The organism is Bradyrhizobium diazoefficiens USDA 110 (assembly GCF_000011365.1).
Taxonomy (GTDB): domain Bacteria; phylum Pseudomonadota; class Alphaproteobacteria; order Rhizobiales; family Xanthobacteraceae; genus Bradyrhizobium; species Bradyrhizobium diazoefficiens.
Genome location: NC_004463.1, coordinates 8,029,561 through 8,056,409, shown reverse-complemented (window position 1 = coordinate 8,056,409; position 26,849 = coordinate 8,029,561). Strand labels below are relative to the sequence as shown.

The 26,849-nt window shown below is 64.1% G+C and carries 28 protein-coding genes; 14 read left to right on the top strand and 14 right to left on the bottom strand.

The features are described 5' to 3' along the window. Positions 1-98 precede the first annotated feature (98 nt). Genes BJA_RS37120 through BJA_RS37085 form a run of 8 tightly spaced genes read right to left on the bottom strand, consistent with a single transcriptional unit; the run spans position 99 to position 4,697 of the window. Entirely contained in the window at positions 99-1,877 is a 1,779-nt protein-coding gene (locus BJA_RS37120; protein WP_011090055.1) for a complex I subunit 5 family protein, read from the bottom strand. Further along, positions 1,877-2,218, bottom strand: coding sequence for an NADH-quinone oxidoreductase subunit K (locus BJA_RS37115; protein ID WP_011090054.1), 342 nt, complete (start codon positions 2,216-2,218; stop codon positions 1,877-1,879). Before BJA_RS37115 ends, BJA_RS37120 begins: the two co-directional genes overlap by 1 nt. Beyond that, a complete protein-coding gene (locus BJA_RS37110; protein WP_011090053.1) occupies positions 2,215-3,159 on the bottom strand; it encodes an MnhB domain-containing protein in 945 nt (314 codons plus the stop codon). The genes BJA_RS37115 and BJA_RS37110 overlap by 4 nt, the downstream gene beginning before the upstream one ends. After that, complete coding sequence (locus BJA_RS37105) at positions 3,156-3,449, bottom strand: monovalent cation/H(+) antiporter subunit G (protein WP_011090052.1); 294 nt, start codon at positions 3,447-3,449, stop codon at positions 3,156-3,158. The genes BJA_RS37110 and BJA_RS37105 overlap by 4 nt, the downstream gene beginning before the upstream one ends. Continuing rightward, positions 3,446-3,736, bottom strand: a complete 291-nt coding sequence (locus tag BJA_RS37100) for a monovalent cation/H+ antiporter complex subunit F (RefSeq protein ID WP_011090051.1) — start codon at positions 3,734-3,736, stop codon at positions 3,446-3,448. Before BJA_RS37100 ends, BJA_RS37105 begins: the two co-directional genes overlap by 4 nt. Then, entirely contained in the window at positions 3,729-4,244 is a 516-nt protein-coding gene (locus BJA_RS37095; RefSeq protein ID WP_011090050.1) for a Na+/H+ antiporter subunit E, read from the bottom strand. Before BJA_RS37095 ends, BJA_RS37100 begins: the two co-directional genes overlap by 8 nt. A 25-nt stretch (positions 4,245-4,269) precedes the next feature. Beyond that, positions 4,270-4,458, bottom strand: a complete 189-nt coding sequence (locus tag BJA_RS37090) for a hypothetical protein (protein WP_133415037.1) — start codon at positions 4,456-4,458, stop codon at positions 4,270-4,272. Between the two features lie 35 nt (positions 4,459-4,493). Continuing rightward, the gene (locus BJA_RS37085; RefSeq protein ID WP_028172887.1) at positions 4,494-4,697 is read right to left on the bottom strand and encodes a DUF3551 domain-containing protein; all 204 of its coding nucleotides are present in this window, start codon (positions 4,695-4,697) and stop codon (positions 4,494-4,496) included. A 376-nt stretch (positions 4,698-5,073) separates the two neighbouring features. On the opposite strand from BJA_RS37085, the gene BJA_RS37080 reads away from it, so the two are divergent. The 8 genes from BJA_RS37080 (at position 5,074) to BJA_RS37045 (ending at position 16,491) form a co-directional block, all read left to right on the top strand. Continuing rightward, positions 5,074-6,129 carry an efflux RND transporter periplasmic adaptor subunit gene (locus BJA_RS37080; protein WP_236842280.1) on the top strand — a complete coding sequence of 352 codons (1,056 nt, stop codon included), beginning with the start codon at positions 5,074-5,076 and terminating at the stop codon, positions 6,127-6,129. Next, the gene (locus BJA_RS37075; protein ID WP_011090047.1) at positions 6,126-9,188 is read left to right on the top strand and encodes an efflux RND transporter permease subunit; all 3,063 of its coding nucleotides are present in this window, start codon (positions 6,126-6,128) and stop codon (positions 9,186-9,188) included. The genes BJA_RS37080 and BJA_RS37075 overlap by 4 nt, the downstream gene beginning before the upstream one ends. Positions 9,189-9,331: 143 nt before the next feature. Continuing rightward, positions 9,332-10,765: a basic amino acid/polyamine antiporter gene (locus tag BJA_RS37070; RefSeq protein WP_011090046.1), complete on the top strand. Its 1,434-nt coding sequence runs from the start codon at positions 9,332-9,334 to the stop codon at positions 10,763-10,765. 26 nt (positions 10,766-10,791) lie between these two features. After that, positions 10,792-12,054, top strand: coding sequence for an arginine deiminase (gene arcA, locus BJA_RS37065; protein WP_011090045.1), 1,263 nt, complete (start codon positions 10,792-10,794; stop codon positions 12,052-12,054). 262 nt (positions 12,055-12,316) lie between these two features. Continuing rightward, on the top strand, positions 12,317-13,135 hold the full coding sequence (locus BJA_RS37060) for an outer membrane beta-barrel protein (RefSeq protein ID WP_011090044.1): 819 nt from the start codon (positions 12,317-12,319) through the stop codon (positions 13,133-13,135). A gap of 658 nt (positions 13,136-13,793) precedes the next feature. Continuing rightward, a complete protein-coding gene (locus BJA_RS37055; RefSeq protein WP_011090043.1) occupies positions 13,794-14,987 on the top strand; it encodes an ATP-binding protein in 1,194 nt (397 codons plus the stop codon). 70 nt (positions 14,988-15,057) lie between these two features. Continuing rightward, the gene (locus BJA_RS37050; RefSeq protein ID WP_038965441.1) at positions 15,058-15,687 is read left to right on the top strand and encodes a response regulator; all 630 of its coding nucleotides are present in this window, start codon (positions 15,058-15,060) and stop codon (positions 15,685-15,687) included. 168 nt (positions 15,688-15,855) lie between these two features. Further along, positions 15,856-16,491, top strand: a complete 636-nt coding sequence (locus BJA_RS37045) for a response regulator (protein ID WP_011090041.1) — start codon at positions 15,856-15,858, stop codon at positions 16,489-16,491. A gap of 100 nt (positions 16,492-16,591) precedes the next feature. Here the strand turns inward: BJA_RS37045 and BJA_RS37040 are convergent, their stop codons facing one another. Beyond that, on the bottom strand, positions 16,592-17,476 hold the full coding sequence (locus BJA_RS37040) for a hypothetical protein (RefSeq protein WP_162494157.1): 885 nt from the start codon (positions 17,474-17,476) through the stop codon (positions 16,592-16,594). Between the two features lie 337 nt (positions 17,477-17,813). Here BJA_RS37040 and BJA_RS37035 point away from each other — a divergent pair, with 337 nt between their 5' ends. From BJA_RS37035 to BJA_RS37025, 3 genes are read left to right on the top strand one after another with little or no spacing between them, the layout of a single operon-like run. Then, entirely contained in the window at positions 17,814-19,319 is a 1,506-nt protein-coding gene (locus BJA_RS37035) for an amidohydrolase family protein (RefSeq protein WP_236842132.1), read from the top strand. Positions 19,320-19,322: 3 nt separating this feature from the next. Then, on the top strand, positions 19,323-20,252 hold the full coding sequence (locus tag BJA_RS37030) for a CobW family GTP-binding protein (protein WP_011090038.1): 930 nt from the start codon (positions 19,323-19,325) through the stop codon (positions 20,250-20,252). A gap of 44 nt (positions 20,253-20,296) precedes the next feature. Beyond that, positions 20,297-21,160 (top strand): urea carboxylase-associated family protein, encoded by an 864-nt coding sequence (locus tag BJA_RS37025; RefSeq protein ID WP_038965444.1) that lies wholly within the window; start codon positions 20,297-20,299, stop codon positions 21,158-21,160. Positions 21,161-21,163: 3 nt separating this feature from the next. Here the strand turns inward: BJA_RS37025 and BJA_RS37020 are convergent, their stop codons facing one another. From BJA_RS37020 to BJA_RS37010, 3 genes are all read right to left on the bottom strand, one after another. Continuing rightward, positions 21,164-21,559: a GFA family protein gene (locus tag BJA_RS37020; RefSeq protein ID WP_011090036.1), complete on the bottom strand. Its 396-nt coding sequence runs from the start codon at positions 21,557-21,559 to the stop codon at positions 21,164-21,166. 1 nt (position 21,560) lies between these two features. Beyond that, on the bottom strand, positions 21,561-21,932 hold the full coding sequence (locus tag BJA_RS37015) for a hypothetical protein (RefSeq protein WP_011090035.1): 372 nt from the start codon (positions 21,930-21,932) through the stop codon (positions 21,561-21,563). A gap of 108 nt (positions 21,933-22,040) precedes the next feature. After that, positions 22,041-22,418 (bottom strand): tautomerase family protein, encoded by a 378-nt coding sequence (locus tag BJA_RS37010; protein ID WP_011090034.1) that lies wholly within the window; start codon positions 22,416-22,418, stop codon positions 22,041-22,043. Between the two features lie 166 nt (positions 22,419-22,584). Between BJA_RS37010 and BJA_RS37005 the strand changes: the two genes are divergently transcribed. After that, on the top strand, positions 22,585-23,184 hold the full coding sequence (locus BJA_RS37005; protein WP_038965445.1) for a TetR/AcrR family transcriptional regulator: 600 nt from the start codon (positions 22,585-22,587) through the stop codon (positions 23,182-23,184). Positions 23,185-23,187: 3 nt separating this feature from the next. On the opposite strand, the gene BJA_RS37000 is transcribed toward BJA_RS37005, so the two are convergent. Next, positions 23,188-23,661, bottom strand: coding sequence for a hypothetical protein (locus BJA_RS37000; protein ID WP_038965446.1), 474 nt, complete (start codon positions 23,659-23,661; stop codon positions 23,188-23,190). Positions 23,662-23,672: 11 nt separating this feature from the next. Further along, complete coding sequence (locus BJA_RS36995) at positions 23,673-24,173, bottom strand: hypothetical protein (protein WP_038965447.1); 501 nt, start codon at positions 24,171-24,173, stop codon at positions 23,673-23,675. A 295-nt stretch (positions 24,174-24,468) separates the two neighbouring features. Here BJA_RS36995 and BJA_RS36990 point away from each other — a divergent pair, with 295 nt between their 5' ends. After that, positions 24,469-26,151 carry a methyl-accepting chemotaxis protein gene (locus BJA_RS36990; RefSeq protein ID WP_011090030.1) on the top strand — a complete coding sequence of 561 codons (1,683 nt, stop codon included), beginning with the start codon at positions 24,469-24,471 and terminating at the stop codon, positions 26,149-26,151. A gap of 12 nt (positions 26,152-26,163) precedes the next feature. After that, positions 26,164-26,835, top strand: a complete 672-nt coding sequence (locus tag BJA_RS36985; RefSeq protein ID WP_011090029.1) for an aspartate/glutamate racemase family protein — start codon at positions 26,164-26,166, stop codon at positions 26,833-26,835. Positions 26,836-26,849: the final 14 nt, after the last annotated feature.

Here is a 26,849-nt window from a genome sequence, read left to right as displayed (position 1 = left end):
CGTCGGGATGAATGTTCCTGATCATGGCGATGGGGAACACTTGGGCCTGACCTGTTCTTGGGCCTCACCTGTTCCCGGCCGATGCATGAGCCGGCGCCTCACGCGGCCACAAGCATCAACACGCCGAACAGCAGGGCCAGCATGAGAAGGCAGATGCTTGCCGCCGGCCACTCGCACAGGACACCGTTGCCCCTTTCAACATAGCCACCGAACGCGCAGCAGCCGCGTCGGAATGAATCGAACACGCCGATGGCGAGCCTCCAACGCACCGAAGACGCAAGCGGGTGCGGCCAGGGGCGGAGCAGGATTGCCAGCACGACGCCTCCCAGGAGAGGCAAGAGGAATTTGGAGAGAGTTTCGAGATCTAAGAGACCGGACGGCGAGATGCGCTGGACAGGCAGAAACGGTTCCCAGGGCACGAGGCCAAGCAATAACGAGCAGAGCGCCAGCACGAGCACCGCCACGTCCGGAAGGCGCGGTGCCGGGTCGGTCAATACAACAGACTTGTCCGGAGGGGCCAGCGCATGAGCCAGAACCAGCACGACATAGGAGGCAGTGAACGCCCCGCTTGCCTGGAGCACGACCGCCCACCACCATTGCTCCCTCTCGGTCGCGGCCTGAAGCAACAGGTCTTTCGCCAGGGACGCGCCACTCGGCTGCACGCCCATCAGCGCGATGCCGGCGATGGCAAACGCCAGGACGCTCAAGGGCAGGACGCGCGCGATACCGCCGAGCCCCGCGATGCGATCGTGGCCCAGCCCGGCGTAGATCGATCCGGCGGCCATGAACATCGCCGCCTTTGCGGTGGCGTGAGAGGCAGCCTGCAGCAGGCCGCCCGCCAGGGCCTCGCCACTCTCCAGATGACCCGAGGCATTGAACGCGAGCGGAAACATCAGGAAGAGATACCCGATCTGGGCCAGCGTCGAATACGCGATCAGGAGCTTCAGTCGCTCCTGGCGCAAGGCGAGGACGCTTCCGAGCACGATTGCCGCAGCTCCCAGCGCGGCGAGCAGTTGTGCGGCGGCGAAACCAGGCAGCCCGGGCATCACCTGGAACCAGAGCCGCACGATGATGAAGAAAGATCCCTTCACGACGAGGCCAGACAGGATCGCACTAGCGGCAGCCGGCGCGCCTGCGTGGGCAGGCGGCAGCCAGAGATGCAACGGAAAGAGTGCGGTCTTGGCCAGAAGACCTGATGTCATCAATGCCGCCGCGACGAGCGAGGCAGGCTGTGCTCCAATCCGGTGCGACAACAGCACGATATCCAGGGTGGCATGAAGACCATAGAGGAGCGCCGTGCCCAGCAAATAGAGCACGGAGCCGAGCAATGCGAAGAGCAGATAGCGTATCGCCGCGCGCAGGGTCTCCGGACGGCCATCCAGCGAGACCAGCGGCACCGCGGCGAATGTCAGCAATTCCAGGGCAACATAAAGCGTGAAGAGGTCTCCACCGACAAAGATTGTGTTCAGCGCGGCCCAGACCGCCAGCAGCAGGATCCAGAACACGAATGGCGCGCGCGCCTCCGTCGTTGTCACGGAGAATTCAGTACCGGCATAGACGGCGACTGCGGAGATCACGACTGCGGTCGCCGCAAGCATCACGGCCGACAATCCGTCCGCGCGCAGCGCCACCCCCAGCGGCGGCGGCCAGGCGCCGAGCAGGTAAACGAGAGGGCCCATGCGCTGCGCAACTGCTGCCAGAATCGCTACGACGATCACCAGCCCCAGCGGGATCGTCGCGAATGCGACCAGCCTGATGTGTCGCTCGCCCAGAACGAAGGCTAGCAGAACACCCGCGATGGGTATGGCAATCGACAGCACCAGCAGGAAGCCGCTTGGGGTTGTTGTCGCGTCCAGCGCTGGGGCAGGGGGCAGCATCAGCCACCGGCCTGATCTGGGTCATCGCGCGGCGAGGCGCGACTGCGCGGCGCCATGGAGGCACTCGTCTGGAACAGCCGCAGCAGCAGTGCAATCGCCAAAGCCGTTGCGGAAAACGCGACGACGATGCCGGTGATCACCAGGGCTTGCGGCACCGGATCATTGCCGATCCCCGCCGCCGCACCGCGCCGTCCAACGACGCCGAACAGGAGGAATACGCCGCTGCCGAGCAGATTGAAGGCGATGATCTTGCGGAGGGGCTGGGGCTTCGTGATCAGGCCGTAGAGCCCAAGTCCGACCGTGGCAGCAGCGCACAATCCGAACACCGTCACGCCGCTCACGGCTCCATGCCCCGTTCCGGTACGCCGGCGAGCAGCAGTCCGAGCGTCGCTGCGATCGTCAGGGTCATTGCGACCTCGATGCCAAGTATCAGCGGCTTGGCCAGCGCTGGCGGATAGGACAGGAACGCGGCGCCAAACAGAAGGCCGGCAAGGCCGACGAGCAGGAACAGGCCGGGCCCGGCAACGAGGATGAACCGTACCGATCGATCGCTCACGAGCGGTGTGTCCGCCAATCCGGCCATGACGGCCAGCAGCCACATCGACGCGAGAATCGCGCCGCCCTGAAAAGCTCCGCCGGGATGGTCGGAACCGGTCCAGAGGATATAGATCCCGATGACGATGCCAACCGGCGGCAGCAGCCGCGCAAGAAAGGCGAGAACGCCACGTGGATCGGCTTGGTGGCGCGGCCCGGGGCGGCCGCCCCACGCACTGTCAGGCGCAAGCGACCAAACGCCGACGATGGCCAGCAACAGCACGATCTTCTCGAGCATCGTATCCATGGCGCGGAACGCCATGAGCACGTTGGTGACGGGGTTGGACAGACCCGTTGCCCAGGCATTTGCAACAGCAGCCGGAGCAAGCGTCGGAGCGGAATCGGGCAGCCACAGGACCGCGCCGGCCAGCGCCGCAGCCGTCAGCACGGACAGCGCTGCGGCGCCCGCTCGCAGCAGTTTGCCTGGCGCTTCGTCCGCCATCATGTCGGCATCCCGCAATCGCGCCGCCGCGCTCAGCAGCAAGACGCCACCGAGGCCGCCGCCGATTGCGGCCTCGGTCAGAGCAACGTCGGCAGCGTCGAGGCGTACCCAGATCAGTGCCACCAGCAGTCCATAGGCAACGAACCCGACCGTGGCCGAAAACGTCTCGGGCACGACGATCGTCCAGACGCCGAGGGTCAGCACGACCGCGGCAAGGACAATTTCAAAGACCGTCGCAATGCTCATCGGTTCAACTGGCCTTGGCGCGCCGCGCGCGCAATCAGTTGCGAGACGGTGGCGCCCGCGAGCAGGCCGAGCAGCCAGATACCAACCAGCTTCGACCCGTCGCGAAGACCCGCTGCTTGCGGGAGCAGTCCGAGCACGACCAGGCCGAGGCCGAGGTTGTCCGCCTTGGTGAGCGCGTGCAGACGCGTCAGGGTATCGGGAAAGCGAAGCAGGCCGACCGTGCCCGCCAGAAAGAAGAACGCGCCGGCCGACACCGCTGCAATCGTCATCATGTCGCGTGCGAGGCTCATTCGTCCTCCGTTGATGCGGTCCCATCGGCCTCGAAGCGGGACAGCCCCTTCTTGACGAACGCGATGGAGGCGAAGGTGGCGAGCAGCGCCAGGGTCAAAGCCACGTCGATCGCTGCGGGTATGCTCGCTACGGTGCCGAGCAGCAGCAGCGTCGCAATGCCTCCGGTCCCGATCAGTTGCGTCGCCATGACCCGGTCAGCGTCGCCGGGGCCACGCAGGATCGACAACAGTCCAAGCGCCAGCATTGCCAGAATGAAACCGACCACGACCGTCAGGAACTCAGTCATTGTAAAGCGCTCGAACCAAGGCCGCCTCCTCCTGATCAAGTTCGGCGATCACGGGCTGATCGACGTCGAGGCAGTGATAGAGGAGTTGCGCCTCCTCCTCACCGGCCGGCACGGTGCCTGGCAACAGGCTGGTGAGCGTTGCGAACACGTTGCGACGCAGGCCACGCGGAAGACGGGTTGGATACGCGACAAATCCCGGGCGCAGCGGCAGGCCGGGATCGAGTGCGCGCCTTGCGACGTCCACTCCGGCCACAATGGACTGGTACAGGAACAGAAGCGCCAGTCGGAGGATGGCGCGAGGTGAGCGCCGCGACGTGCCAGGCTCCAGCAAACGCAAGCTCGTCCAGGTTGCCGTCGCGACGGCGATTGTTGCGGCAGGAATGTCATCGACAGAGGTGCCGGCAAGCACGAGCCAAAGGCAGAGGAACCATGCCGCTCGGGACGCCGCGCTTCGCCAGGACGCCCCGACGCCCGTACGCGCGTCTCGTTTTCCTGAGGGTCCGCTCACGTCGGAGTCCTCGGCTGGCGGCGGGTTAGTTCGCGCCGTTCTGCGATGTTTCGAAAACCAGGCCTTGTGCATTGAAGGACGGGATTCCGGCGGCGGCGCTGTCGGCGGCCGCAGCCGAGAACCCGTCGATGTGTCGAAACGGGGGTTGGCGTAGCGATACAACAGCATCCACACCGGTTCGAATGGCGTCCACGAGCGGATCGTTCGACGCCATCGCCCTGGATGGGCTCTCGCTGCCCTGCCACGCAACTAGCGTGACGCCTGCCGAGGGAAGCAGGTGCCGCCTCTTCCGCTCCGGGACGCCTGGCACTGATCCTGGGTGGAGTACTTGCAGTTCACCATCCCTTTGAATTTGGAGCACCATTGGTTCTGCTGGGTCTGTGCCGATGCAGTCTGTGGCGCGATGGTCAGCATTGCCGAGATCGCCGCTGCAACTAGGATCAACTTTCGCATCTTGAACCCTCCTGATTCATCAAGCCGACGCGCTCGATCGCTTCATCTGGGTGTGCAACCGTGCGCTCTTGATGAGACCGGCGATATTGGGTGATTGCCTGATCAGGCGTCAGGAATTCCCTAGAGCGCTCTCCGACGGATTGTCACGCCTCGTCGGGTTTCTGCCTGCGTTTGCGTTGTGCCGTAACCGCGATTGCATCCGGCCGCACCGAGTAGATTTGCCGATGTGTGCGGCCGATCCCCTGGGCAAGAATACCGAGGGGCGATATCGCGAAATCGCAACCTCGGGAAAGGCGGACCTGCCCGGCAACGTTTCAGGAGCTTGGCTATGCGCGGTCGCCGAACGACATCTCGGCAAGCCATTGCATTGACGCTGATGGCGGCTGCATCCGCGTCGGTCCTGGCTGCGTGTGACCGTCAAGTGGAAACCAAGGAATCGTCTCCGCGTCCGGTCCGGACCACGACGATCGAGAAGCGTGAGAGCCTGGTGCCGCTGACCTTCACGGGGCGCATCGAGGCGGAGGACGAAGTCAGCGTCGCTTTCCGGATCTCCGGACGTCTGCTTGCGAACGACACCAGGCTCGGTGACAGGGTCGAGGCCGGGCAGTTGCTGGCCCAACTCGAGCCTCAGAACGAGCTGAGCACATTGCGACAGGCGAAGGCCGCTCTTTCCGCCGCACAGGGCCAGTTGACGCAGGCACGCAACCATTACGAACGCCAGGAGACTCTGTTGGCACAAGGGTGGACCACGCGTGCCAATTTCGAGGCGGCGACGCAAGCACGACAGACCGCCCAGTCGCAGGTCGAGGCGGCGGAGGCGCAATTGAGCTCTGCGCACGATCTCGTCAGTTTCACCGAACTGCGAGCCGACGCGCCGGGCAAGATCACCGCGACGGGGCCGGCGGCCGGCGAGGTCGTTCAGGCCGGACAAATGATCGTGCGGATCGCGAGGCAGGACGGCCGCGACGCGATCTTCGATGTTCCCGCTCAGATGGTCAGATCGGCCCCGGCCGATGTGCAGGTGACCGTCAGCCTGACGGATGATCCGAAGATTACGGCGCGAGGCCGCATTCGTCAGATCGCGGCTCAAGCCGATCCGGTCACCCGCACCTTCGAGGTCAAGGTCGGCCTGACGGATCCACCGGCGGCGATGCGGCTCGGCGCGACTGTCAATGGCCGCGTCGAAACCAGTTCCGGTCCGGTGATCGACATACCGGCAACCGCGTTGACGCGGATAAATCGACAGCCGGCGGTGTGGATTGTCGATCCGTCGACGAACCTCGTTTCGGCGCGCAATGTCGATATCCTGCGTTTCGACCAGGCACAGGTCATCGTCTCGCAGGGGTTGGACGCCGGAGAGATCATCGTCACCGCGGGCGTGCAGGCGCTTCATCCGGGCCAGAAGGTGCGGGTGCTCGGGGCAGAGCCATGACCGGGCTCAATCTCTCCGACTGGGCCCTCAGGCATCGCTCGCTTGTCGTCTATGTCATGATCGTTGCCGTGATCGCCGGGGGCCTGGCGTATTTCCGGCTTGGTCGAAACGAGGATCCCTCCTTCACCATCAAGACCATGGTCGTTCAGGCGGCCTGGCCGGGGGCAACGGCCGAAGAGACGATGAAGCAGGTGACTGAGCGGCTCGAGCGCCAATTGCAGGAGACGCCCCATCTGGACTTCCTGCGCAGCTTCACCCGGGCGGGTCTCGTCACCATTTTCGTCAACCTGGAAGGAAGTGCTAACGCGAGGCAGGTTTCCGACACCTGGTATGAGGTGAGAAAGAGCATCGGCGACATGCGGCACACCTTGCCTGCCGGAGTTGTCGGTCCGGGCTTCAATGACGACTTCGGTGACACGTTCGGCATCGTCTACGGCTTCACCAGCGACGGCTTCACGCAACGGGAGTTGCGGGATCACGTCGAGCGCATCCGTTCTCGATTGCTTCAGGTCCCGGACGTGTCAAAGATCGAACTCCTGGGTGCGCAGGACGAAGTGATCTTCGTCGAATTCTCCAAGCAGGAGCTCGCGACCTTGGGCGTCGATCGGGCGGCTCTGCTCGCCGCGCTGCAATCGCAGAATATCGTCCGCCCGGCGGGCGTGATCCAGACCGGCAAGGAAAGCATCTCCGTGCGGGTGTCGGGCGGTTTTCAGTCGGAGCAGGACATCGCCAGCGTCAATTTCGTCGCAGGAGGGCGCACGATTCGGCTGAGCGACATCGCGCAGGTGCGGCGCGGCTACGTGGATCCGCCGCAACCGATGTTCCGGGTCAACGGCCAGCCCGCAATCGGGCTTGCCATCGCAATGCGCGACGGCGGCGACATTCTTGCGCTCGGCCGAAACGTCAAGAAGGTGATGGCGGAGATCACCGCCGATCTCCCGATCGGAATCGAGCCGATCCTCGTTGCCGACCAGGCCGTCGTGGTGGGAGGCGCGATCGGCGAATTCATGACCTCGCTCCTTCAGGCTATCGCCATCATCCTGGTGGTGAGCTTCATCAGCCTCGGAATCCGTCCCGGCCTCATCATCGCGCTTGCCATTCCGTTGACGCTGGCCATCGTGTTTCCGATCATGGAGATCGCTCGCGTCGACATGCAGCGAATATCGCTGGGAGCGCTGATCATCGCGCTCGCACTGCTGGTCGACGACGCGATGACGACCACCGACGCAACGCTCAATCGGCTGGCGCAAGGCGACAGCAAGGTCGACGCTGCGACGTTTGCCTACCGCAGTCATGCCTTTGCCATGCTCGCCGGAACGCTGGTGACGATCGCGGGCTTCATCCCGGTCGGGTTTGCCGCGAGCTCGGCCGGCGAATATACGTTCTCGCTGTTTGCGGTGGTTGCGATCGCGCTCCTGGTGTCGTGGCTCGTTGCCGTGGTCTTCACGCCCTTGCTGGGTGTCGTCATTCTCGTCCCGCCGGTGCAGAAGGGGGCTGCCGAGCCTGGCGCGATGTTCCGTTTCTATCGGAATTTTCTGACGCTGGCGATGCGCGCCAAGTGGCCGACGATTGCGATCTCGCTGGCGCTCTTTGCCGCGTCCGTTCTCGCGCTTCCGTTGATCCCGCGGCAGTTCTTTCCGTCGTCCGATCGACCCGAATTGCTCGTGGACCTCACCCTGCCGCAGAACGCATCGATCCATGCGAGCGAGACGGCAGCCAAGCGCCTGGATGCAGCATTGGCCGCCGATCCGGACGTCCGTCATTGGAGCACCAATGTGGGGCGCGGCGCGATCCGCTTCTATCTTCCACTGAGCGTGGAGCTTCCGAACGATTCCTTCACGCAGGCGGTTGTGGTGGCAAAGGACGTCGCAGCGCGCGAGCGCCTGCAGGCGAGGCTGGAACGTCTTCTCGCGGAGCAGTTTCCGGCCGCCGTTGCGTCGGTTTCGCCTCTCGGCCTCGGCCCCCCCGTCGGATGGCCGCTGCAATATCGCGTTGGCGGACCCGATGTGGAGCAGGTACGTGAGATTGCGCTCAAGGTCGGGCAGATCGTTGCCTCCGATCCCAGGACAAAGAGCATCAACTTTGACTGGATGGAGCCGGAGCGCCAGCTGCGGATTTACGTCGATCAGGATGAAGCGCGCCGTCTCGGCCTGAGCTCGCAGGCGATATCGAGCGTATTGAACACCGTGATATCTGGCGCAGTCGTCACCCAGGTCCGCGACGACATCTATCGGGTCAACGTGGTGGCCCGGGCTATCGACGAACAGCGCATTTCGCTGTCCAACCTGCGCACGCTCCAGGTGCCGCTGCCTGGAGGAAAGACGGTGTCGCTCAGCCAGTTTGCGACGTTCGGATATCATCAGGAGCATCCCCTGATCTGGCGGCGCGACCGTATTCCGACCCTGACGGTGCGTGCCGAAATCGGCGGTGGAACGCTGCCCGATACGGTGGTGGATGCCCTATCGCCCGCGATCGAAAAGCTGAGGAAGACGCTTCCTGCATCCTACGGCGTGGCCGTCGGCGGGACCGTGGAAGAGAGCCGGAAATCGCAGGCCTCCGTGCTCGCTGTGGTGCCCATGATGCTGTTCGTCATGTTCACCGTTCTGATGGTCCAGTTGCAGAGCTTCCCGCGACTGGTCATGGTCGTTAGCGTGGCCCCGCTCGGGATGATCGGTGTTGTGGCCGCGCTGTTGCTGTCCGGCAGGCCGATGGGCTTTGTCACCATTCTCGGCGTTCTCGCCCTGCTCGGCATGATCAGCAAGAACGCGGTGATTCTGATCAGCCAGATCGATGCGGAGCGCGCGCAGGGCAAGAGCCCATGGGACGCGGCGGTGGATGCCAGCAGCTCCCGTTTCCGTCCCATCATGCTGACGGCGGTGTCGACCGTTCTCGGCATGATCCCGATTGCTCCAACCGTCTTCTGGGGCCCGATGGCCGTCGCAATCATGGGCGGCCTGCTGGTCGCGACCGTGCTGACGCTTGTCTTGCTGCCGACATTGTACGTGACCTGGTTCGGGGAGAAGGGACCAGCCATGGCCTCCGCTCCACCGTCGTCTTGAGCGACTGTTTCCGGCGAGGGAAATCCCGACGCTCGACTAGGTAATCACCCGATATTCCAGGTTTCGCCCAAGGCGCATCGTGCGACCGCCGGCAAGGTCGCTCGGCCAGGATGTTGCGCACCCGCGCGTCGCGAGGTCTTCTCATGACTGGGACGCCGTCAATCCAAAAGCTCTCCCTGTTCGCATTGACCGCGATGGTGGTCGGCTCGATGGTCGGCTCGGGGATATTCTCGCTGCCGAGAACTTTCGGCATCGCCACCGGTCCGTTTGGCGCGATCTTCGCCTGGTGCATTGCCGGCGGCGGCATGTACACCCTCGCGCGGGTGTTCCAGGCGCTGGCCGAGCGAAAGCCCGAGCTCGATGCCGGCGTCTATGCCTATGCGAAGGAAGGATTTGGCGACTATCCCGGCTTCTTGTCGGCATTCGGATACTGGATCGGCAGCTGCATTGGCAACGTATCCTATTGGGTCCTCATCAAGTCGACCTTGGGCGCCTTCTTTCCGGTCTTTGGGGATGGCAACACGGTCACCGCAATCATCGTCGCCTCGATCGGAATTTGGCTGTTCCACTTCATGATCCTGCGCGGCGTGCAGCAGGCGGCCGCGATCAACACCATCGTCACTGTCGCCAAGATCGTGCCGATCCTGGTCTTCATCGTTATCCTGATATTCTCGTTCAACGCCGACATGTTCCGCGGCAATTTCTGGGGCGGCGAGGGCATGCCGGACAAGGGCCTGTTCGAGCAGATCCGCGCCACCATGCTGGTCACGGTGTTTGTCTTTCTCGGCATCGAGGGCGCCAGCGTCTATTCACGCTACGCCAAGGAGCGCGCGCATGTCGGTGCTGCGACCCTGCTGGGGTTTGCGATCGTCACGAGCCTGATGGTGCTCGTCACCATGCTGCCATACGCCGTGCTTCTCCGCGCCGAGATCGCCGGCATGCGGCAACCGTCCATGGCGACGGTCCTGGAGGCCGTGGTCGGGCATTGGGGCGCGATCTTCGTCAGCATTGGACTTCTGGTTTCGGTGTTGGGGGCCTATCTCGCCTGGTCGCTGATCTGTGCCGAGGTGCTCTCCGCCGCCGGCCGGACCAGGGATATGCCGGCATTGTTCGGCACGGAGAACGCGAACAAGGTGCCGGCCGCGGCGCTCTGGCTCACCAACGTGATCGTCCAGCTCTTCGTCATCAGCACCTATTGGTCGCAGGATGCCTTCGCGCTGATGCTCAATCTGACGAGCGTGATGTCACTCATTCCGTTCTTCCTCGTCGCGGCCTACGGGCTCCTGCTCGTCAGGCGGGGCGAGACCTATGAGAAGAGCGGCAGCGAGCGAACGCGCGACACGATCTTTGCTGGCATCGCCGTCATCTACACGCTGTTCCTGATCTATTCGGCCGGAATGAAGTTCCTGCTGCTGTCCTTGATCCTCTACGCGCCGGGCACCGCGCTCTATTTCTGGGCGCGCCTGGAACAGAAGGCGAGGGTCTTCACGGCCGTCGAGTGGGGCATCTTCATCGCAGCCGCCGTCGGCGCGGCTGTCGGAATCCACGGATTGGCCACCGGCTACATCACGATCTAGGCAAGGCAACCCTTAAGGGCAGTCCCATGGCAAAGCAGGCATCGGAATCCAACAGAGCCTTTGGCGTTCATTCGGAGGTCGGTCAGCTCCGCAAGGTCATGGTCTGCTCACCCGGCCGCGCCCATCAGCGCCTCACGCCCTCCAATTGCGACACCCTGCTGTTTGACGATGTGCTGTGGGTCGAAAACGCCAAGCGCGATCATTTCGATTTCGTCCAGAAGATGCGTGATCGCGGTGTCGACGTGGTCGAGATGCACAACCTGCTGACCGAGACGGTCGCGATCCCTGAGGGCAGGAAGTGGATCCTCGACAACCAGGTTGTTCCCGATCAGGTCGGTCTCGGTCTCGTCGACGAACTGCGGGGCTATCTGGAGAGCCTCACGCCGCGCGATCTGGCCGAGACGCTGATCGGGGGCGTTTCGACCCATGACTTCCCGGACGCCCATGGCGGCGAGATGCTCAAGCTCGTCCGCGAGGCCGCCGGCATGACCGAGTATCTGCTGCCGCCGCTTCCCAACACGTTGTATACGCGGGACACGACATGCTGGATCTACGGCGGGGTCACGCTGAATTCGCTCTATTGGCCGGCGCGGCATGAAGAGCCGATTCTCGCCACCGCCATCTACAAGTTCCATCCGGATTTCGCCGGCAAGGTCAATGTCTGGTGGGGCGATCCGACGCGGGATCACGGTCTGGCGACGCTGGAAGGCGGCGACGTGATGCCGATCGGCAAAGGCAACGTTCTGATCGGGTTGAGCGAGCGCACCTCGCGGCAAGCGATCAGCCAGGTCGCCGCGGCCTTGTTCAAGAAAAAGGCGGCCGAGCGCGTGATCGTCGCTGCGATGCCCAAGCTCCGCGCAGCAATGCATCTCGACACCGTCTTCACGTTCGCGGACCGGGATTGCGTTCTGCTCTATCCCGACATCGTCAACAACATCGCGGCCTTTTCCTACCGGCCGGCCGACAATTCCGCCGGCCTCGAGCTGCGCAAGGACGAAAAGCCGTTCGTGGATGTCGTGGCCGAAGCGCTCGGCCTGAAGAAGCTGCGCGTGGTCGAGACCGGCGGCAACGCCTATATGCGCGAGCGAACGCAATGGGACAGCGGCGCTAACCTGGTTTGCGCGTCCCCGGGCGTGGTGTTTGCCTATGACCGCAATACCTACACCAACACCTTGCTGCGCAAGGAAGGGATCGAGGTGATCACCATCGTCGGTGCAGAGCTGGGGCGGGGCCGGGGAGGCGGTCATTGCATGACCTGTCCGATCACCAGGGACGCGGTGGACTATTAGGCGGATCGAGTGGGGTCGGCCGCGATACCAGCGTGCCACGTCCGCGCGCCGTTCCGCCTTTTGTTGGGGGCAACGCAACCGATCGGTCACGTGCAGCGTGAGTTCCCCGGCGTCTCTTTCGCAGCGTCGGGAGCTTCCGGCATTTTACGAAATGGCAATCTGTCGGTTCAATCCCTGATTTAAAGTCCTATCACTAACACGCCACAATCGTCGCCCAATCTAGGGCGATTCCTGGTGTACGCAGAAGCCATCGGGGCATGCCATGCGCGGATCTATCGTTCTGTTACCGGTCGTTGGATTGTTTGGGGCAAGCCCCGCGTGGGCCGCGGATGTTGATCTCACCGAGCTGAAGGCGAGCAGTCCCGTGCCGTATTACTCCGCTCCGTCGTGGAGCGTCGTCGGTTCCGTCGCGCCGACTTTCACCGACAATGCTTTGTTCAGCCGGGACAACCGCAAATCGGATCTCTACTATGAGCCCGACGTGAGCGTCAGGCTGGACGGGAATCTGACCAATGACCTTTCATACCGGCTCTACGCCCGCGCCCAATACGAGGCGTTTGCGACGGAGAAGGATGGCAACGCTGCAGTCGCACGCGTGGGAGCGCGCCTGACCGAGAATTGGGACGGCTGGCGCTTCTCCGCCATCTACGAGAACCGATACGATTTCGATGGAGTCTACCGGGACCTTGCCTTCACCTCGCATGACGTGATGGGCTCAGTGGCGCGCGACTTCCGCATGAATAATGTGACACTCTCGCCGCTGTTGCTTGTGACCTACCGGTTTTCCGACCTTGCGGAAGCTCGCCGCTGGCGCTTCGATGCGTTGCTCGGCATCGAAGTCAAGCTCGATCCGAAATGGTCAATCGTGAGCACGCCGCTGTTCGAAGCCTTCTGGTTCACAGACGGGCTGAACCGGGGGCGGCAAGACCAGATCTACTCGGCGGACCTGGGTGTGAAGTACAATTTTACCAGCAACGTGTCGTTGACGACCAGTGTGTTGTACGAAGCGCGTACATCGAACGTTGCTGTGCGGCGCTACCGGGATCTCAGGATCGGTCCTCGACTTGACTTCGCTTTTTGAGGGGCCTGCAAGATGATGAAATGCGCGTGGGTGCTGATGGGAGTCGCCGTTGGGCTAGCGGCGCCGTCTGCCGCCGTCGCAGACCCGCGCGATTCTGTCGACCGAAGCCAGCGCCTGGATACTGATGCACTCAGGGACGACGCCGCCACTCACCGCCTCCAAGTGCCGTCTCATCCGCTGGTGATCGCGCCGCCTCAGCAGCCTTCTCCGAGCGCGAAGGCCGGAAAGAAAAGGAAATCCAGCGCGAGCGGAGCCGGAACCCGCTAGCGCCTGGTAAAGTGTCGTCCGATGTTGATCCGAGAACGATATTCATGATTCTCGGAGGGCGCTGCTTGCGCATCAGGGAAGCTGTTATCCTCTCGCGCCGTTCGTGAAGGCTATTGGCGGCACTTTAGCATTTGTTGCATCTCTTTTGAGTCCAGTGCCGAATGGTCCGGCACGAACCGCATATTTGATCCCTTCAGCTCTCCCCTCACGAATTCGAGATTCTAATCTCGCGCTACTTCTACTTATGGCGCTATCAACCTAACGGTGTATAATCTGCGGACCCCACGGGCGTACTCTGATCCAGGGTGATGCCCCGCCTGCGGGGCAGGACGGCGACTCTCGATATCGAGCTTCAATGTCGGGCGTTGCCGCAGCAGAGTGAGCGCGTACCGTGAAGCCTCATAGCTTTCCCGCTTCCGAGCCAATTCGAACCAGCGGCACAGGGTCGTTCCGGCTCGATTTCGAAGAGGCCAGCGACCGGCTGTACTGGATGTGCTCGGCTGACTTTCTCTTCGTCGTGCGCCCTTCGCCTGGCCGACGCTTCGTCTATGAGGGGATCAATCCGGCATTCGAGCAGCATCTCGGCATCTCGTCCGAAGACATCAGGGAGATGGACGTCTCCAGCTGCATGAGCAGGGATGACGCCAGATCCATCTATGAAGCCCTTCGCGCCTGTCTCGCGGAAGGAACGGAAGTGAGGATTCGCCATCGTCTCGCATTTGGCGACCGGCGGCAAAATATGGAGACGACCATCGCTCCGGTTGTGGATCCCGTGGCGGGTAGCGCGATCCGGCTGATCGGCAGCCATCGTATCGTGCGCCATGGTGCATTCGAAACCGCGACCGAAGGTGTCGATGATGTTCAAGTCATTGCCAATCTGGCGTCCATCCAGGAGGATATCCAGCAGCGGATTGCTTCCGATCTCCATGATTCGACATGTCAGCATTTGATTGCCGCGAGTCTCGGTCTCATGCGGCTCCGGCGTGAAATGAGCGACGCGGTCGGCGCCGAACGGCTTTGCGGTGAGATCGACGCGTCTATCGATGAGGCACTCAGGGAAATCCGTGCCTTTTCCTATCTGCTACACCCCCAGAATCTGACGGTCGACAGGCTCAAAGCCGCGATCGAGCACTACGCCGATGGATTTGCGGCCCGCACCTCGTTGCGGGTCACGACCAGGATCGTGCCCGACGTCGATAGGCTGTCTTACGAGAAGCAACGCGCCTTGCTGCGGATCGTCCAGGAAGCCCTCACCAACATATTCCGCCATGCGCAAGCGACGGAGGTGAGCATCGTTATCGACCCGATCGGCCGTCATTTTCGATTGACGGTCACCGACAATGGGCGAGGGATGCGCGCCGACTACGCGAAGCAAGGTGCGAAAACCATATCCGTCGGCGTCGGTATTCCCGCGATGAGGGCACGGCTCGAACAGATCGGAGGGTCATTGGATATCCACTCCGATCCGGCAACACAGCTCTCCGGCACCATCCTGCGCGCGGTGTTTCCGCATGGGCTGACGACGAACAAGCCTGGCCGGCGAAAGGCCACGGGCTTCGGGAGGGCCCAAGCTGGCACCCACTGAGGCAAGAAGAAGAAGGTTATCGGTGGCGGGTGGACATGGCTGCCGTATAGCGACATTGGAGTGCTCTGCCATGAAACGCTTTCTTATCGCAGATGATCACGAGGCGGTGCGATTGGGCTTGCGAGCGGTGCTCGAACAGCGGGCGGATTGGGAGGTGGTTGCCGAGGCGAACGACGGCAGCAAGGCGTTGACTGCGGCAATCGAAAGCCGGCCGCACGTGGCTATCGTCGACTTCTCCATGCCGCGAATGACGGGTGTGGAGGTTGCGCGGCGGATCAGGGACTATCCGCTGCAGACGGAGGTTCTGATCTTCACGGTGCACAAGTCCGGTCTGCTCGCTCAGCAGGCCTTCGAGGCCGGTGCACGCGCATTTCTGACGAAATCGGATGCGAACAGATCGCTATTGGCGGCCGTCGACGCGCTTTTGGTGCATAAGCGATTTTGCAGCGAAAGCTGCCGGAACGAGCTGGATCACGGCGCGGGCGGCGAAGCAGACCGGGGCCGCGGGCTTACGCCACGCGAGCAGCTTGTCGTCAAGCTGGTAGCCGAAGGCTACAGCAACAAGGGCATCAGCGCGATCCTGAACCTCAGCGTCAAGACGACAGAGGCACATCGAGCGGCTGCGATGCGCAAGCTGGACGTGAACTCAACCGCAGGTCTGGTCCGGTACGCCGTTCGTGCGCAGCTGGTTGAGGCATGACGGCGCGTCGGTCCGTGGAGTCTCCTTGAAGCCGGCCACGTCGGTACATTCGCCGAGGCAGTTCAGGGTTTTGCAGGATGGCGCTTCGAGCCATGATCGGCATGATCGTTCGACCTTGCTGCTGCCGGCCGTCTCCATCGATTGCGGCCGGAAAACGAGAACGACGCCATGAAACGCATCTTGATTGCGGATGATCATGCAGTCGTACGTTCAGGGCTTCGCGCGATTGTCGAAACGCAGTCCAACTGGATCGTCGCCGGCGAAGCGACCAATGGCGAGCAAGCCGTCGGTTTGGCCGTGGAGACGATGTCGGACATCGTCATCGTCGACTATTCGATGCCACTCATGAACGGGTTGGAGGTCAGCCGCCGGCTCAAGGCACTCGATCTGCGCACGGAGGTGCTGATCCTGACGATGCATGAAGACGAGGAACTGCTGTCCGAAGCCGTTCTGGCGGGAGTTCGCGGCTTCTTGTTCAAGTCGGATGCCAAGAAGCACCTGATTTCCGCAATCGAGGCGCTGCTCGACGGCAGGCCCTACTTCACCAGCGCCCTGGTGGAGAAGCTGCTCCACGACTACCAGCTCAACAAGCATGGCAGGTCGGACATGCTGCTGACGTCGCGCGAGCAGAGCGTGGTCCAATTGATTGCGGAAGGGCATACCAACAGATCCATGAGCGTCATTTTAAAGTTGAGCGTGAAGACGGTCGAGACCCATCGTGCGTCGGCCATGCGCAAGCTCGGAATGTCGTCGACGGCCGAACTGGTCCGCTATGCCATTCGCAAGAAACTGGTTGTGCCTTGAGAGACGCCGCCGTTGCCGTGGAATGGGTGCTGTGCAGATCCATGCAGGATGCACAAGCGTCGACACGACGATCACGTGGACCGAAGCCACCCTTCCGCAGTCAAAGCTTCCAGCTCAGCGAAATAATCCGCATTCGGGTCAAGACCCGCGACCGATTGTGTGCGAGGTTCTGGCCATAGGTGTTGAGGCAATTCCTCATTGCCTTGGCCTCGTCGGTGATGGCGGCAATCGAATCCAGCGGCAGAAATTCGTAGTCCGCCACCCGGCCTGGTCGCAGCCACATATCGGCGATCGGCTGGCGGCCGAGGCTCGCATGCAGGGCCATGATCGTCCGCCAATCCTCTGCGGCCGAACGTGCGGCATCGATGCGCATGTCCGGCGTCCATGGCCTCTCGATCAGATCATGTCCCAACGTCGCGGGCTCAGTGGAATACCAGGCCCAGAGACAAATCAGCCGCAGCCGTGCAGGCTTCACCCGTCGCGGCTCGCGCGCAAATTCACGCGCGATCCACGCCGCCATCGGTTCGTGCGCGAGCTCGGCGGCATCGGCCACGAGCTGAAGCCATGTCGGCGCGAGCTTGGGAGAGCGCGGAAGGTGGTTCGCGATCTGTCGCCGAAAGAGTTCGCCGTCGGGCAATCGCGGGATCGGACGCGCAAACGTCTCCGGAGGCAGCTTGCGCAGCCACAGCGGGGCGTCGGCGGCAGGCGCCGCCTCCGCGAGGGCATGGCCGTCGATCACGCACGCAATCGCGCGTGCAGGATCGAGCCCCCGCCGCGGAACAGCAAGCGCGAAGAGCAGCGCGGGAAAGCTTGCGGCAAGGTCCGCAATGCGCGGATGCCGCACGGCCAAGGCGCGCACCGCGCCCTGGAAGCGCGGGTGATATCGCCGCAGCCGGCTTTCCAGCAGGTCGCAACGCCGGTCGCCCCGATCAGGGGCCAGCTTGAGATTGGATGTCATGACAATAGGTTCGCAAACGCGCGCCAATAGGTCGCGGCAGATTCGATTTGATGCAGGGCTTGGTGGTCTCACCCGGGAACCGATCCCGGGAAGCGCGTCAAATATCGCGCGTCGAACCCGGGAAGCGTGCAGTCGTAGACATGGTCGCCTCCAAAAATGAAATTGCGCGCATCCCATAGCTTGGCATTTGCCGGGATGCAACCCGAGACTGCATCTGGCGTCCGCGTCCCCGCGACAGCCGCGCGGCAATATGCATGCTGCATCGGCATCCGCGGCGGTGGTCGTTGTCACAAAAATCTGCCTCTATGCGGCCCAGACGCACCTCCGAAGCTGCTGCCGGGTCTTTGGAGGTTTTGGCAATGGCATGCGGAGTGACGATATGAGCGGTTTGGTGATCTCAGGCGGCAGGGTGGTGGATCCCGCGAGCGGGATGGATGCCATCGGCGATGTGGCGGTGGTGGACGGCAAGATCGCCGCCGTCGGCTCCTCGCTCGGCGGCGCCGAGCGGGTGATCGACGCCACCGGTCTCGTGGTGGCGCCGGGCTTCATCGACCTGCACGCGCATGGCCAGTCGATCCCGGCGGATCGCATGCAGGCGTTCGACGGCGTGACGACGACGCTCGATCTCGAGGCCGGCGTGCTGCCGGTCGCATCCTGGTATGAGCGCCAGGCCAGGAAGGGGCGCGTGCTGAACTACGGCGCCGCCACCAACTGGGCTTTTGCGCGCATCGGCGCGATGACGGGCTCCAACGCGGAGAGCTCGCTCGAGGCGTTCGGCAACGCCATGCGCGACCGCCGCTGGATGGACAATGTGGCGAGCGATGCGGAGGTCGCCGGCATCCTCGATCGCCTCGCGCGCGGCCTCAACGAGGGCGGCATCGGCATCGGCATCCTGAACGCCTACGCGCCGGGCGCCGGCGTGCAGGAGCTGACCGCGGTCTGCCAGCTCGCCGCGAAGCAGGACGTGCCGACCTTCACCCACGTCGCCTACATGTCGCGCATCGACCCCGAGAGCGCGGCGGAGGCCTATATCCGCCTGATCGGCTATGCCGGCGCCACCGGCGCGCATATGCACATCTGCCACTTCAACTCGTCGAGCAAGACCGACATCGAGCGCTGCCGCGTGCTGGTCGAGAAGGCACAGGCGCAGGGCCTGCCCATTACGGTCGAGGCCTATCCTTACGGCACCGGTTCGACCGTGCTGGCCGCGGCCTTCTTCAGTGATCCCCAATTCGTCGAGCGCAACGGCACCGGTTACGATTCCGTGCAGCGCGTGACCGACGGCTATCGCTTCCATGATCGCGCGGAGCTGCTCAGGGCGCAGGCCGAAGAGCCGTCCTCGCTGGTGCTCTGGCACATCCTCGACATCGAGAACAATTCGCATCACCGCGACCTGCTCGACATGTCGGTGCTGTATCCCGGCGGCGCCATCGCGTCCGACGCGATGCCGTGGACGACGTCGGACGGCAAGACTTATACCGGCGATGCCTGGCCGCTGCCGGATGACGCCACCTCGCATCCCCGCTCGGCCGGCTGCTTCACAAAATTCATCCGCGAATGGGTGCGCGAGCGCAAGACGGTGTCGCTGCTGGAAGGCGTGCGCAAATGTGCGCTGATCCCTGCGGAGATCCTGTCGCAGAGCACGCCCGCGATGCGCGCCAAGGGCAGGCTCGCAAAGGACGCCGATGCCGACATCGTCGTGTTCGATTACGAGAAGCTGAGCGACCGCGCGACGTTCACGGCGATGAACCGGCCGTCCGAGGGCGTGCGGCATCTCGTCGTCAGCGGCCAACCGCTGATCAGCGACGGCATTCTGGATGTGACTGCGCGGCCCGGCCGGCCGGTGCGCCGCCCGGTCGTCGAGGGCTGACCCATGCCGGTCCCCATTCTCCTGGTGACGGGCTTTCTGGGGGCGGGCAAGACCACGGTCGTCAACCATTTGCTGGCGCATGCGGAGGGACGGCGCATCGCCGCCGTGGTCAACGATTTCGGCGCGATCAACATCGATGCGGAGCTGATCGCGGGCGCGAGCGACGGCGTGGTGAGCCTTGCCAACGGCTGCATCTGCTGCTCGCTCGAAGGCGATCTGCTCCGCACGCTGTCGACACTGCTGCGGCGTGATCCGAAGCCGGAGTATATCGTCATCGAGACCAGCGGCGTCGCCGATCCCTCCGACATCGTGCGCAACCTGATGGATCCGGTGATCCTGCGCGAGGCGCCGCTGGAAACCGTGCTCTGCGTGATGGACGCTGGCACACCGCCGTCAGCCCTGGATGACGCGCTGGTGCGCGCGCAGCTGCGGGTCGCCGATATCGTGGCGCTCAGCAAGCTGGATCTGGCGGACGAGGGCGCGGGTGCCCGCATGCGCGAAGCCATCCGCGTGCTGCGCGTCCCCGCCGTGGTGGTCGATGCGCAGCACGGCGAGATTCCCGCCGCGCTGCTGTTTCCCGCAACCATCGATAGCGCGCCCGCGACACGCGAGCCGGGGCCGCGGCGGCCGGCAGAGGAACGCTTCGAGACGTTGAGCTGGACCTCGGACCACCCAATCTCGTTGCCGCGCTTGCAGCAGGCGATCGGCCGGCTGGCGCCGAAACTCGCCCGCGCCAAGGGCCTGTTCGAGACCGTCGAGCAGCCCGGCCGTCTGACGGTGTTTCAGTTCGCCGGCGGCCGCGCAACACTGGCGCCGGGTGAGGCGCCGACACCAGGCGTGCCGCGGTCACGCATCGTTTTCATCGCCGAGCTCGGCGTTCTCTCGAAGGCGGAGCTCGACGGGATCCTGGCGGAGTGCGTTGCGAGTGGGTGAGATGAGGCGGTAGGATGGACTGCAGTCACAGGGATCAGCTTGGCATGTCGCCCAAAATCGCACCCGCAGACGCCGCTTCGCGCCGCGCCGCCAAGCCGACGATCGTCTATCCGGCCGGCACGATGCCCGGGCCTGACCTGGCCGCGCTTGAGCAAGCTCGCCGCACGATGGTCAAGACGCACGAGCTCACCGTGCCGCCACGCGATGCCAGAACATTTCGCGTGGCGCGCGGCCAGTTTTTCCGCATCGTCAGCATCGAAGGTCCTCAGGTCGGCGACCTCAATCTCTGGAATGCGGAGGATCTCTCCGAGCGCTTCTTCAGCGGCAAGACGCGGGCGCTCCATGGTACGCATGTCGGCATCGGGGACCGGCTCTGGAGCAATATGCCCTACCTTCGGCCGATGGCGACCATCAGTCACGACACGCTCGGCTGGTACGGCTTCGACGAGGACGGCGCCGGCATTCATGATGTCATCGGCACGCGCTGCGACCCCTATACAAATCTCCTGTTGAACGGCACGGCTTACGATTTCTGCTGCCATTCCAACCTGTCCCGCGCGCTTGCCGCCGAGCTCGAGATGGAGCCACGCGCGATCGAGCATCATATCCACGACGTACTCAACGTCTTCATGTGCACCGGCTTCACGAAGGACACGCACCAATATTTCATGAAGGCAAGTCCGGTCCGTCCCGGCGACTTCATCGAGTTTCTTGCGGAGATCGACCTGCTCGGCGCGTTGTCGGCCTGTCCCGGCGGAGACTGTAGCGCAACCCATTCCAGCGATGCCGCGGCATGCCAAGCGCTCAAGATCGAGATCTTCGAGCCGGATCGAGCGACACTGAAGCACTGGAGCTGGCCGTCGCCAAGTGCGTATCACCGCCGCCACGGTGGGCATGCACAAAGCTGAGCCTCAATCCTCCACCGGTAATCCGTCTCCGTGGTCGTACCAATCCGCGCGGGACGTCCAATGCACGTGCCGGTCAGGTGCCGCGCCCAGCGGCTCGTCGAACGCGCCGGCATGGATGATCGCTTCGCGTCCGCTGCGCGTGAGATGCGGCATCGGGCTGCCGCAGCTCTTGCAGAACGCGGTCGCAAAGCTTCGTGCATTGGGCAGATCGAAGCGCGCGACGGATGTTTCCCCGCGCAGCCAGCGCAGCGCCGCCGCCTTCACGATCACCTCGCAGGCATGCGCGGTCCCGGTCGCTTTGCGGCAGCGCGAGCAGTGGCAGTTGAGGAAGCGATCGAACGGACCCTCGACCTCGAACGCGACCTCGCCGCACAGGCAGCTTCCGCGGAACGCAGCCATCTCACTCCCCCTCCGGCTCGGCCGGTTTCTCGGCCGCCTCTTCGGCATGAACCGGCGGGGCGCCGTGCGCGCCGCGCAGCCGGATCATCGTGTCGATCACGTCCACGTCGATCTTCAGCATGTCGAGATCGCGCGTCATCTCGCGTACCTCCTGGCCCTTGCGCGCCAGCTCCTCGGAAACGTCCACCGCCATCTTGCGCTCGGTCACATTGCCCTGCGTGTTGACGAACAGCTTTGCGCGCATCCATTCGAGCCGCGCCCGCTGGGTGTCGCGCTCGAACTTCTTCTCCGCGTAGCGGCGCCGCGCCTCTGCGTAGGCGCCGACCAGCGCGGTTTCAGGCAGGCTCCACAATTGCTCGACCGACATGGTCATGCGGCTCAGGTCCCGGGTTCGGCTCGGCGGAGGTTTCCTCCGCCGCCTATCAGACCCTTCCGGCCGGCAATTCTCAAGGGGGCGCGGGCAACTCCGCGCCCGGCAAGTTCACGCGAACTGTGCGAGGCCGTGGCCGACCGACCAGTTCTCCCCGGGGGCATCGAGCACGTTCACGAACACGTCCTCGGGCCGGATGCCCGGGTTCTCGCCGAGCAGCTCCGCGATCCGCCGGTACAGCGCTTTCTTCTGCTCAGGGGTGCGCGAGGCGAACACGGTGATCTGGATCAGCACAGCGTCCTCGCTTCGCTCGACGCCGTAGGCATTGCCGCAGCGGAAGTTCGCGGGGTCATGCTCGCTGATTGTCATGAACTCGTCGCCCTCGGGCACGTTCAGCGCCTCGCGCATGGCGCGGTAGAGACCGTCGAGGATCGCCTGCCGGTAGGCGTCGGGCTTTCCGGCGCGCATCGAGATGTGAAGAAGAGGCATGAGCTGGTCCCTTTGCATGCGGGCCGACCGGCCAGGGCGCACGGTGCGCGCCGGCGGTCCGGCTCATTGACGAAACGGGCTATCAATCCCAATTGGTTTTTGACACCATGTCGAGAAAACACGTTCTTGACATCGTGTCAAATACTTTCAGGCCGAGGATCGACATTTGAGACCGCGCGAGTTCGACCACGACGACGTCCTGCGCATTGCGTTCGACCAGTTCTGGCGCAAGGGCGTGCGCGGCACCTCGCTGTCCGACATCGCGCGCGACGCCGGCGTCCAGCGCGGCAGCCTCTACAATGCCTTCGGCAGCAAGGAGGCGCTGTTCCTGCAGGCCTATGAGCGCTACGCGGGCGATTACCTCCTCGCCCTGCAAAAGGCGCTCGGTGCCGGCAGTTTGCGCAAACGCCTCACCGCGTTCTTCGACCTGACCATCGTGAATTTCCGCTCGGGCTCGCCACCGCGCGGATGTCCGACCACGCGCGGCCTGATGGAGCTCGGTGCGGTCGAAGGCGAGGGGCTCGACGAGGACGCGCGCCAGGCCTTTGCGAACCTCATCTCGCGCATCACCGCTTTGGTTCAGGACACATTGTCGGCAGGCGCGAAACGCGGCGAGTTCAACGGCAATCCCGCGGTCGCAGCGCTCCACATCATCACGGTGACGCGCGGCCTCGCCGTGCTCGAACGGGCCTTCGGCGACGACGCGCAGCTGCGCAAGATCGCGTCCCACACTATCGATCTCGTGCTCGGCAAGGCCGGAGGTTAGGCGTCAGCAGCAGGCAAGCGCGTTGACCGCCCGCGTTGTCGCATCCTCTTTCCCGGAGCCGACGAACCCGCAGACGATTGTCTCGAGTTCACCAGGCTGCTTGCTGCGGGCGGCCGACAGCAGTCGCATCAACTCCGCCTCGTCCTTCGAGAGGCGCCGGCACGACGGCGGCATGAAGCACAGCTCGCATGGCCGGCCGCTGCGCAGGATCCTGACGAGCGCAGCCGCTCGCGCGACCAGCAGCGGGCTGTCGGCAATGCCGGGCGCCTCGTCGGCGAAGCGATAGGCCGCCTCCCAGCAATCGGACGCGCCGGTCGCATAGGCAGCGCCAATGAAGCGGAACAGCGAAAGCGCGACGCGGCAGAATTGATCGTAGCCTTCGACGCCGGGACGGGTCGCAAGCGCGGCTTGAAGCGGGCAGAGCCGCGACTGGCCGGCTTCCGGGTCAGGCACGGAATTGCTCGCAGCCTCCATCATGAACGATCTCATCAATGCAACGTGGGACTGCCCACAAGCCAGCTCTTCATCACCATTGTCCGGTCCTGGTCAAAAGGCTCGACATGCCGGTCAGGCAGAATGAGGCCGGCCATGCGGAAGATGGTCGCAAGTCCCCGGACCGGCGCCAGCGCCCAATCCGCGCCCACCGGCGGCAGCCAGCACTCGAACTGCGCGCGCGCGACATCGTCGCGCTCCTTCTGCGCGGCGGCGATCGCCCGCAGGATTCCGTGCTCGCTCTCCGATATGCGCGGACAGGTGGGGCAATGCACTTCGATCGCCGTATGCGCCGTGCAGGCAAAGATCTCGATGATCGATTCCAGCGACGGCACGGCATCGCCGACGCGGAAATGGTCGTACACCTGCTGGATGTCGGCCGCGGTCGGAACGGCGCTTCCGCTGCGCGCCTTGGCGCGAAATCCCCAGATGAAGAGTCGCTCGGCTGCGGTCAGTGCGGGAAGGTCGATGGGCTTGGCGTATGTCGATTGATGCATTGAGCCTGTGGCCTTGGGCTGGGCGCACGCCGCGTCTGGCGCTGACGATCTGCGTTGATCGTTCCGTCAGAGCCTGTCGCAAGTCAACGCGTCGAGGGCCGATATCGAGGTCTTCTAGATTTGAAGCGTTCGGATCTCGAATGCGGCCGGCCCCGCAAACCTGCCGGGCCGCATACGGCATGCCGCCGAGCGCCCACTCGATTTTGCGGGGATTTGGGGAACCCGAATGCTTAAAGCTTTGCTAAGGGGAGCGGGATAAACTGGCATATCAGCCCTTCCAATTTTGCGAGCCCCGATGATTTTCTCCCGCATCAGTTTCAAGCTGGTCCTGATTGTCGGCATCAGCCTCCTCGGCATGATCGCGCTGGCGCCGATCGCGCTTTCGACCCTGCGCACGCAGATGGTCGCCGATCGCCAGGCCAAGACGCAGCACATGGTGGACGTCGGCTACGGCATCCTGGCGCACTATCAGAAGCTCGAGAGCGACGGAAAACTCCCGCGCGAGCAGGCGCAGGCTGCCGCCATGGCGGAGATCAAGAGCCTGCGCTACGACAAGGTCGAGTATTTCTGGATCAACGACATGACCCCCAGGATGGTCATGCACCCGATCAAGCCCGAACTCGACGGCAAGGACCTCTCGGGGATGAAGGACCCCGCCGGCAACGCGCTGTTCATGGGCTTCGTTGACGTCGTCAGCAAGCAGGGCGCCGGCTTCTACAGCTATCTCTGGCCGAAGCCCGGCTTCGACCAGCCGGTCGGGAAGGTCTCCTATGTGAAGGGCTTTGCGCCCTGGGGCTGGATCATCGGCACCGGCATCTATCTCGACGACGTCGATGCCGTGTTCCGCCAGAACGCGACGACGTTCGCGCTGGTGTGTCTTGTCGTGCTCGTGCTGGTGCTCGGTGCCTCCTTCGTGATCGGCCGCAGCGTCACGAAGCCGTTGGCAGGAATTACGGCGCTGACCGAACGCCTCGCCGCCGGCGACAGTGCGTTCGACGTGCCCTACACCGATCGGCGCGATGAGGTCGGCGGGCTCGCCAACGCGCTCGCCGTGTTCAAGGACAATGCGTCGGCCGTGGGCCGGATGCATGCCGAGCAGCAGGAGGCGAAGCAGCGAGCCGACGACGAGAAGCGCAGGACGATGGCCGATCTCGCCGGCAAGTTCGAGGCGAGTGTCCAGGCCGTGGTCCGCGACGTGTTCGATGAGGCGCGCGCGATGCAGCAGGCCGCGCAAGGCATGTCGGAGACCGCGAACAAGGCGACCGATCGCGCCAGCTTCGTGGCAACGGCCTGCCAGCAGGCGTCGAGCAACGTGCAGACGGTGGCCTCCGCCGCCGGCCAGCTGTCGTCCTCGATCACCGAGATCAGCCAGCGCGTCGCGCAGGCCGCGACGGTGGCCGACAAGGCGGCCGCCGACGGCCAGCGCACCAACGATACGGTGCAGGGGCTTGCCGCCGCCGCGCACAAGATCGGCGAGGTCATCGACCTCATCAACCAGATCGCCTCGCAGACCAATCTGCTCGCGCTCAACGCCACCATCGAGGCGGCGCGTGCGGGCGAATCGGGCAGGGGGTTTGCGGTGGTCGCGAGTGAGGTGAAGTCGCTGGCGAGCCAGACCGCGAAGGCGACCGACGAGATCGGCGCGCAGATCACCGCGATCCAGGCCGAGACCAATCAGGTCGTCGGCAACATCGAGAGCATTCGCGCCACCATCATGGAGGTCAACGAGATTTCCTCGTCGATCGCAGCCGCCGTCGAGGAGCAGGGCGCCGCGACGCAGGCCATCGCGCACAGCGTGCAGGAGGCGGCGTCCGGCACCGATCAGGTCTCGCAAAACATCTCCGGCGTGACCGATGCGACCGCCGAGACCGGCCAGGCCGCCGGCCTCGTGCTGCAATCCAGCGGCCGGCTGACGCAGAAACTGCAATCGCTCGAGAACGAGGTCAGCGCCTTCGTTGCCGGCGTGCGGGCGGCCTAGTATAGCGGTGGGATGGACCAAAACCCTGATCGGCGTGCGCGCATCCTCCTGATCAATCCGAACAGTCTCGAGGCGACCACCGCGATGATGGTGGCCATCGCGAAGTCGGCCGCCGTGGCCGGTTTCGACATCGTCGGCGCCACGGCAACGCGCGCGCCGTCGATGATCGTGTCGGCGGAGGCGCTGGAGGCGGCCGCCGCCGAGGTCGAGGAGATCGCGCGGACGCATCGAGCTTCCCCGGACGGCATCATCGTTGCAGCGTTCGGCGATCCCGGTCTCGCCGGAATCAGGGCTGCGATGAAGCTGCCTGCGGTCGGCATCGGCGAGTCGTCGATGCTGGAGGCCGCCGCAGGAGGCCGCCGCTTCGGTGTGGCGACCACGACACCGCTGCTCAAGTCGAAGATCGACGCGTTGCCGGAGGCGCTGGGGCTGCGATCGCGCTACACCGGCACGCGCTTTGCCGAAGGCGATCCGCAAGAGCTGATGCGCGATCCGGCGCAGCTGCGCGCAGCCCTCGCCGGCGCGGTCGAGGCCTGCATCGCGAAGGACGGGGCGGAAGCTGTCATCATCGGCGGCGGGCCGCTGGGGGAAGCCGCGTGCGAGCTTCAGCCGATGTTCACTGTCCCTGTCGTCGCGCCGATCCCATCGGCCGTGAGGCGGATCATTCGCCTCGTCGCGGCGTAACGCCCGCTTTTTCC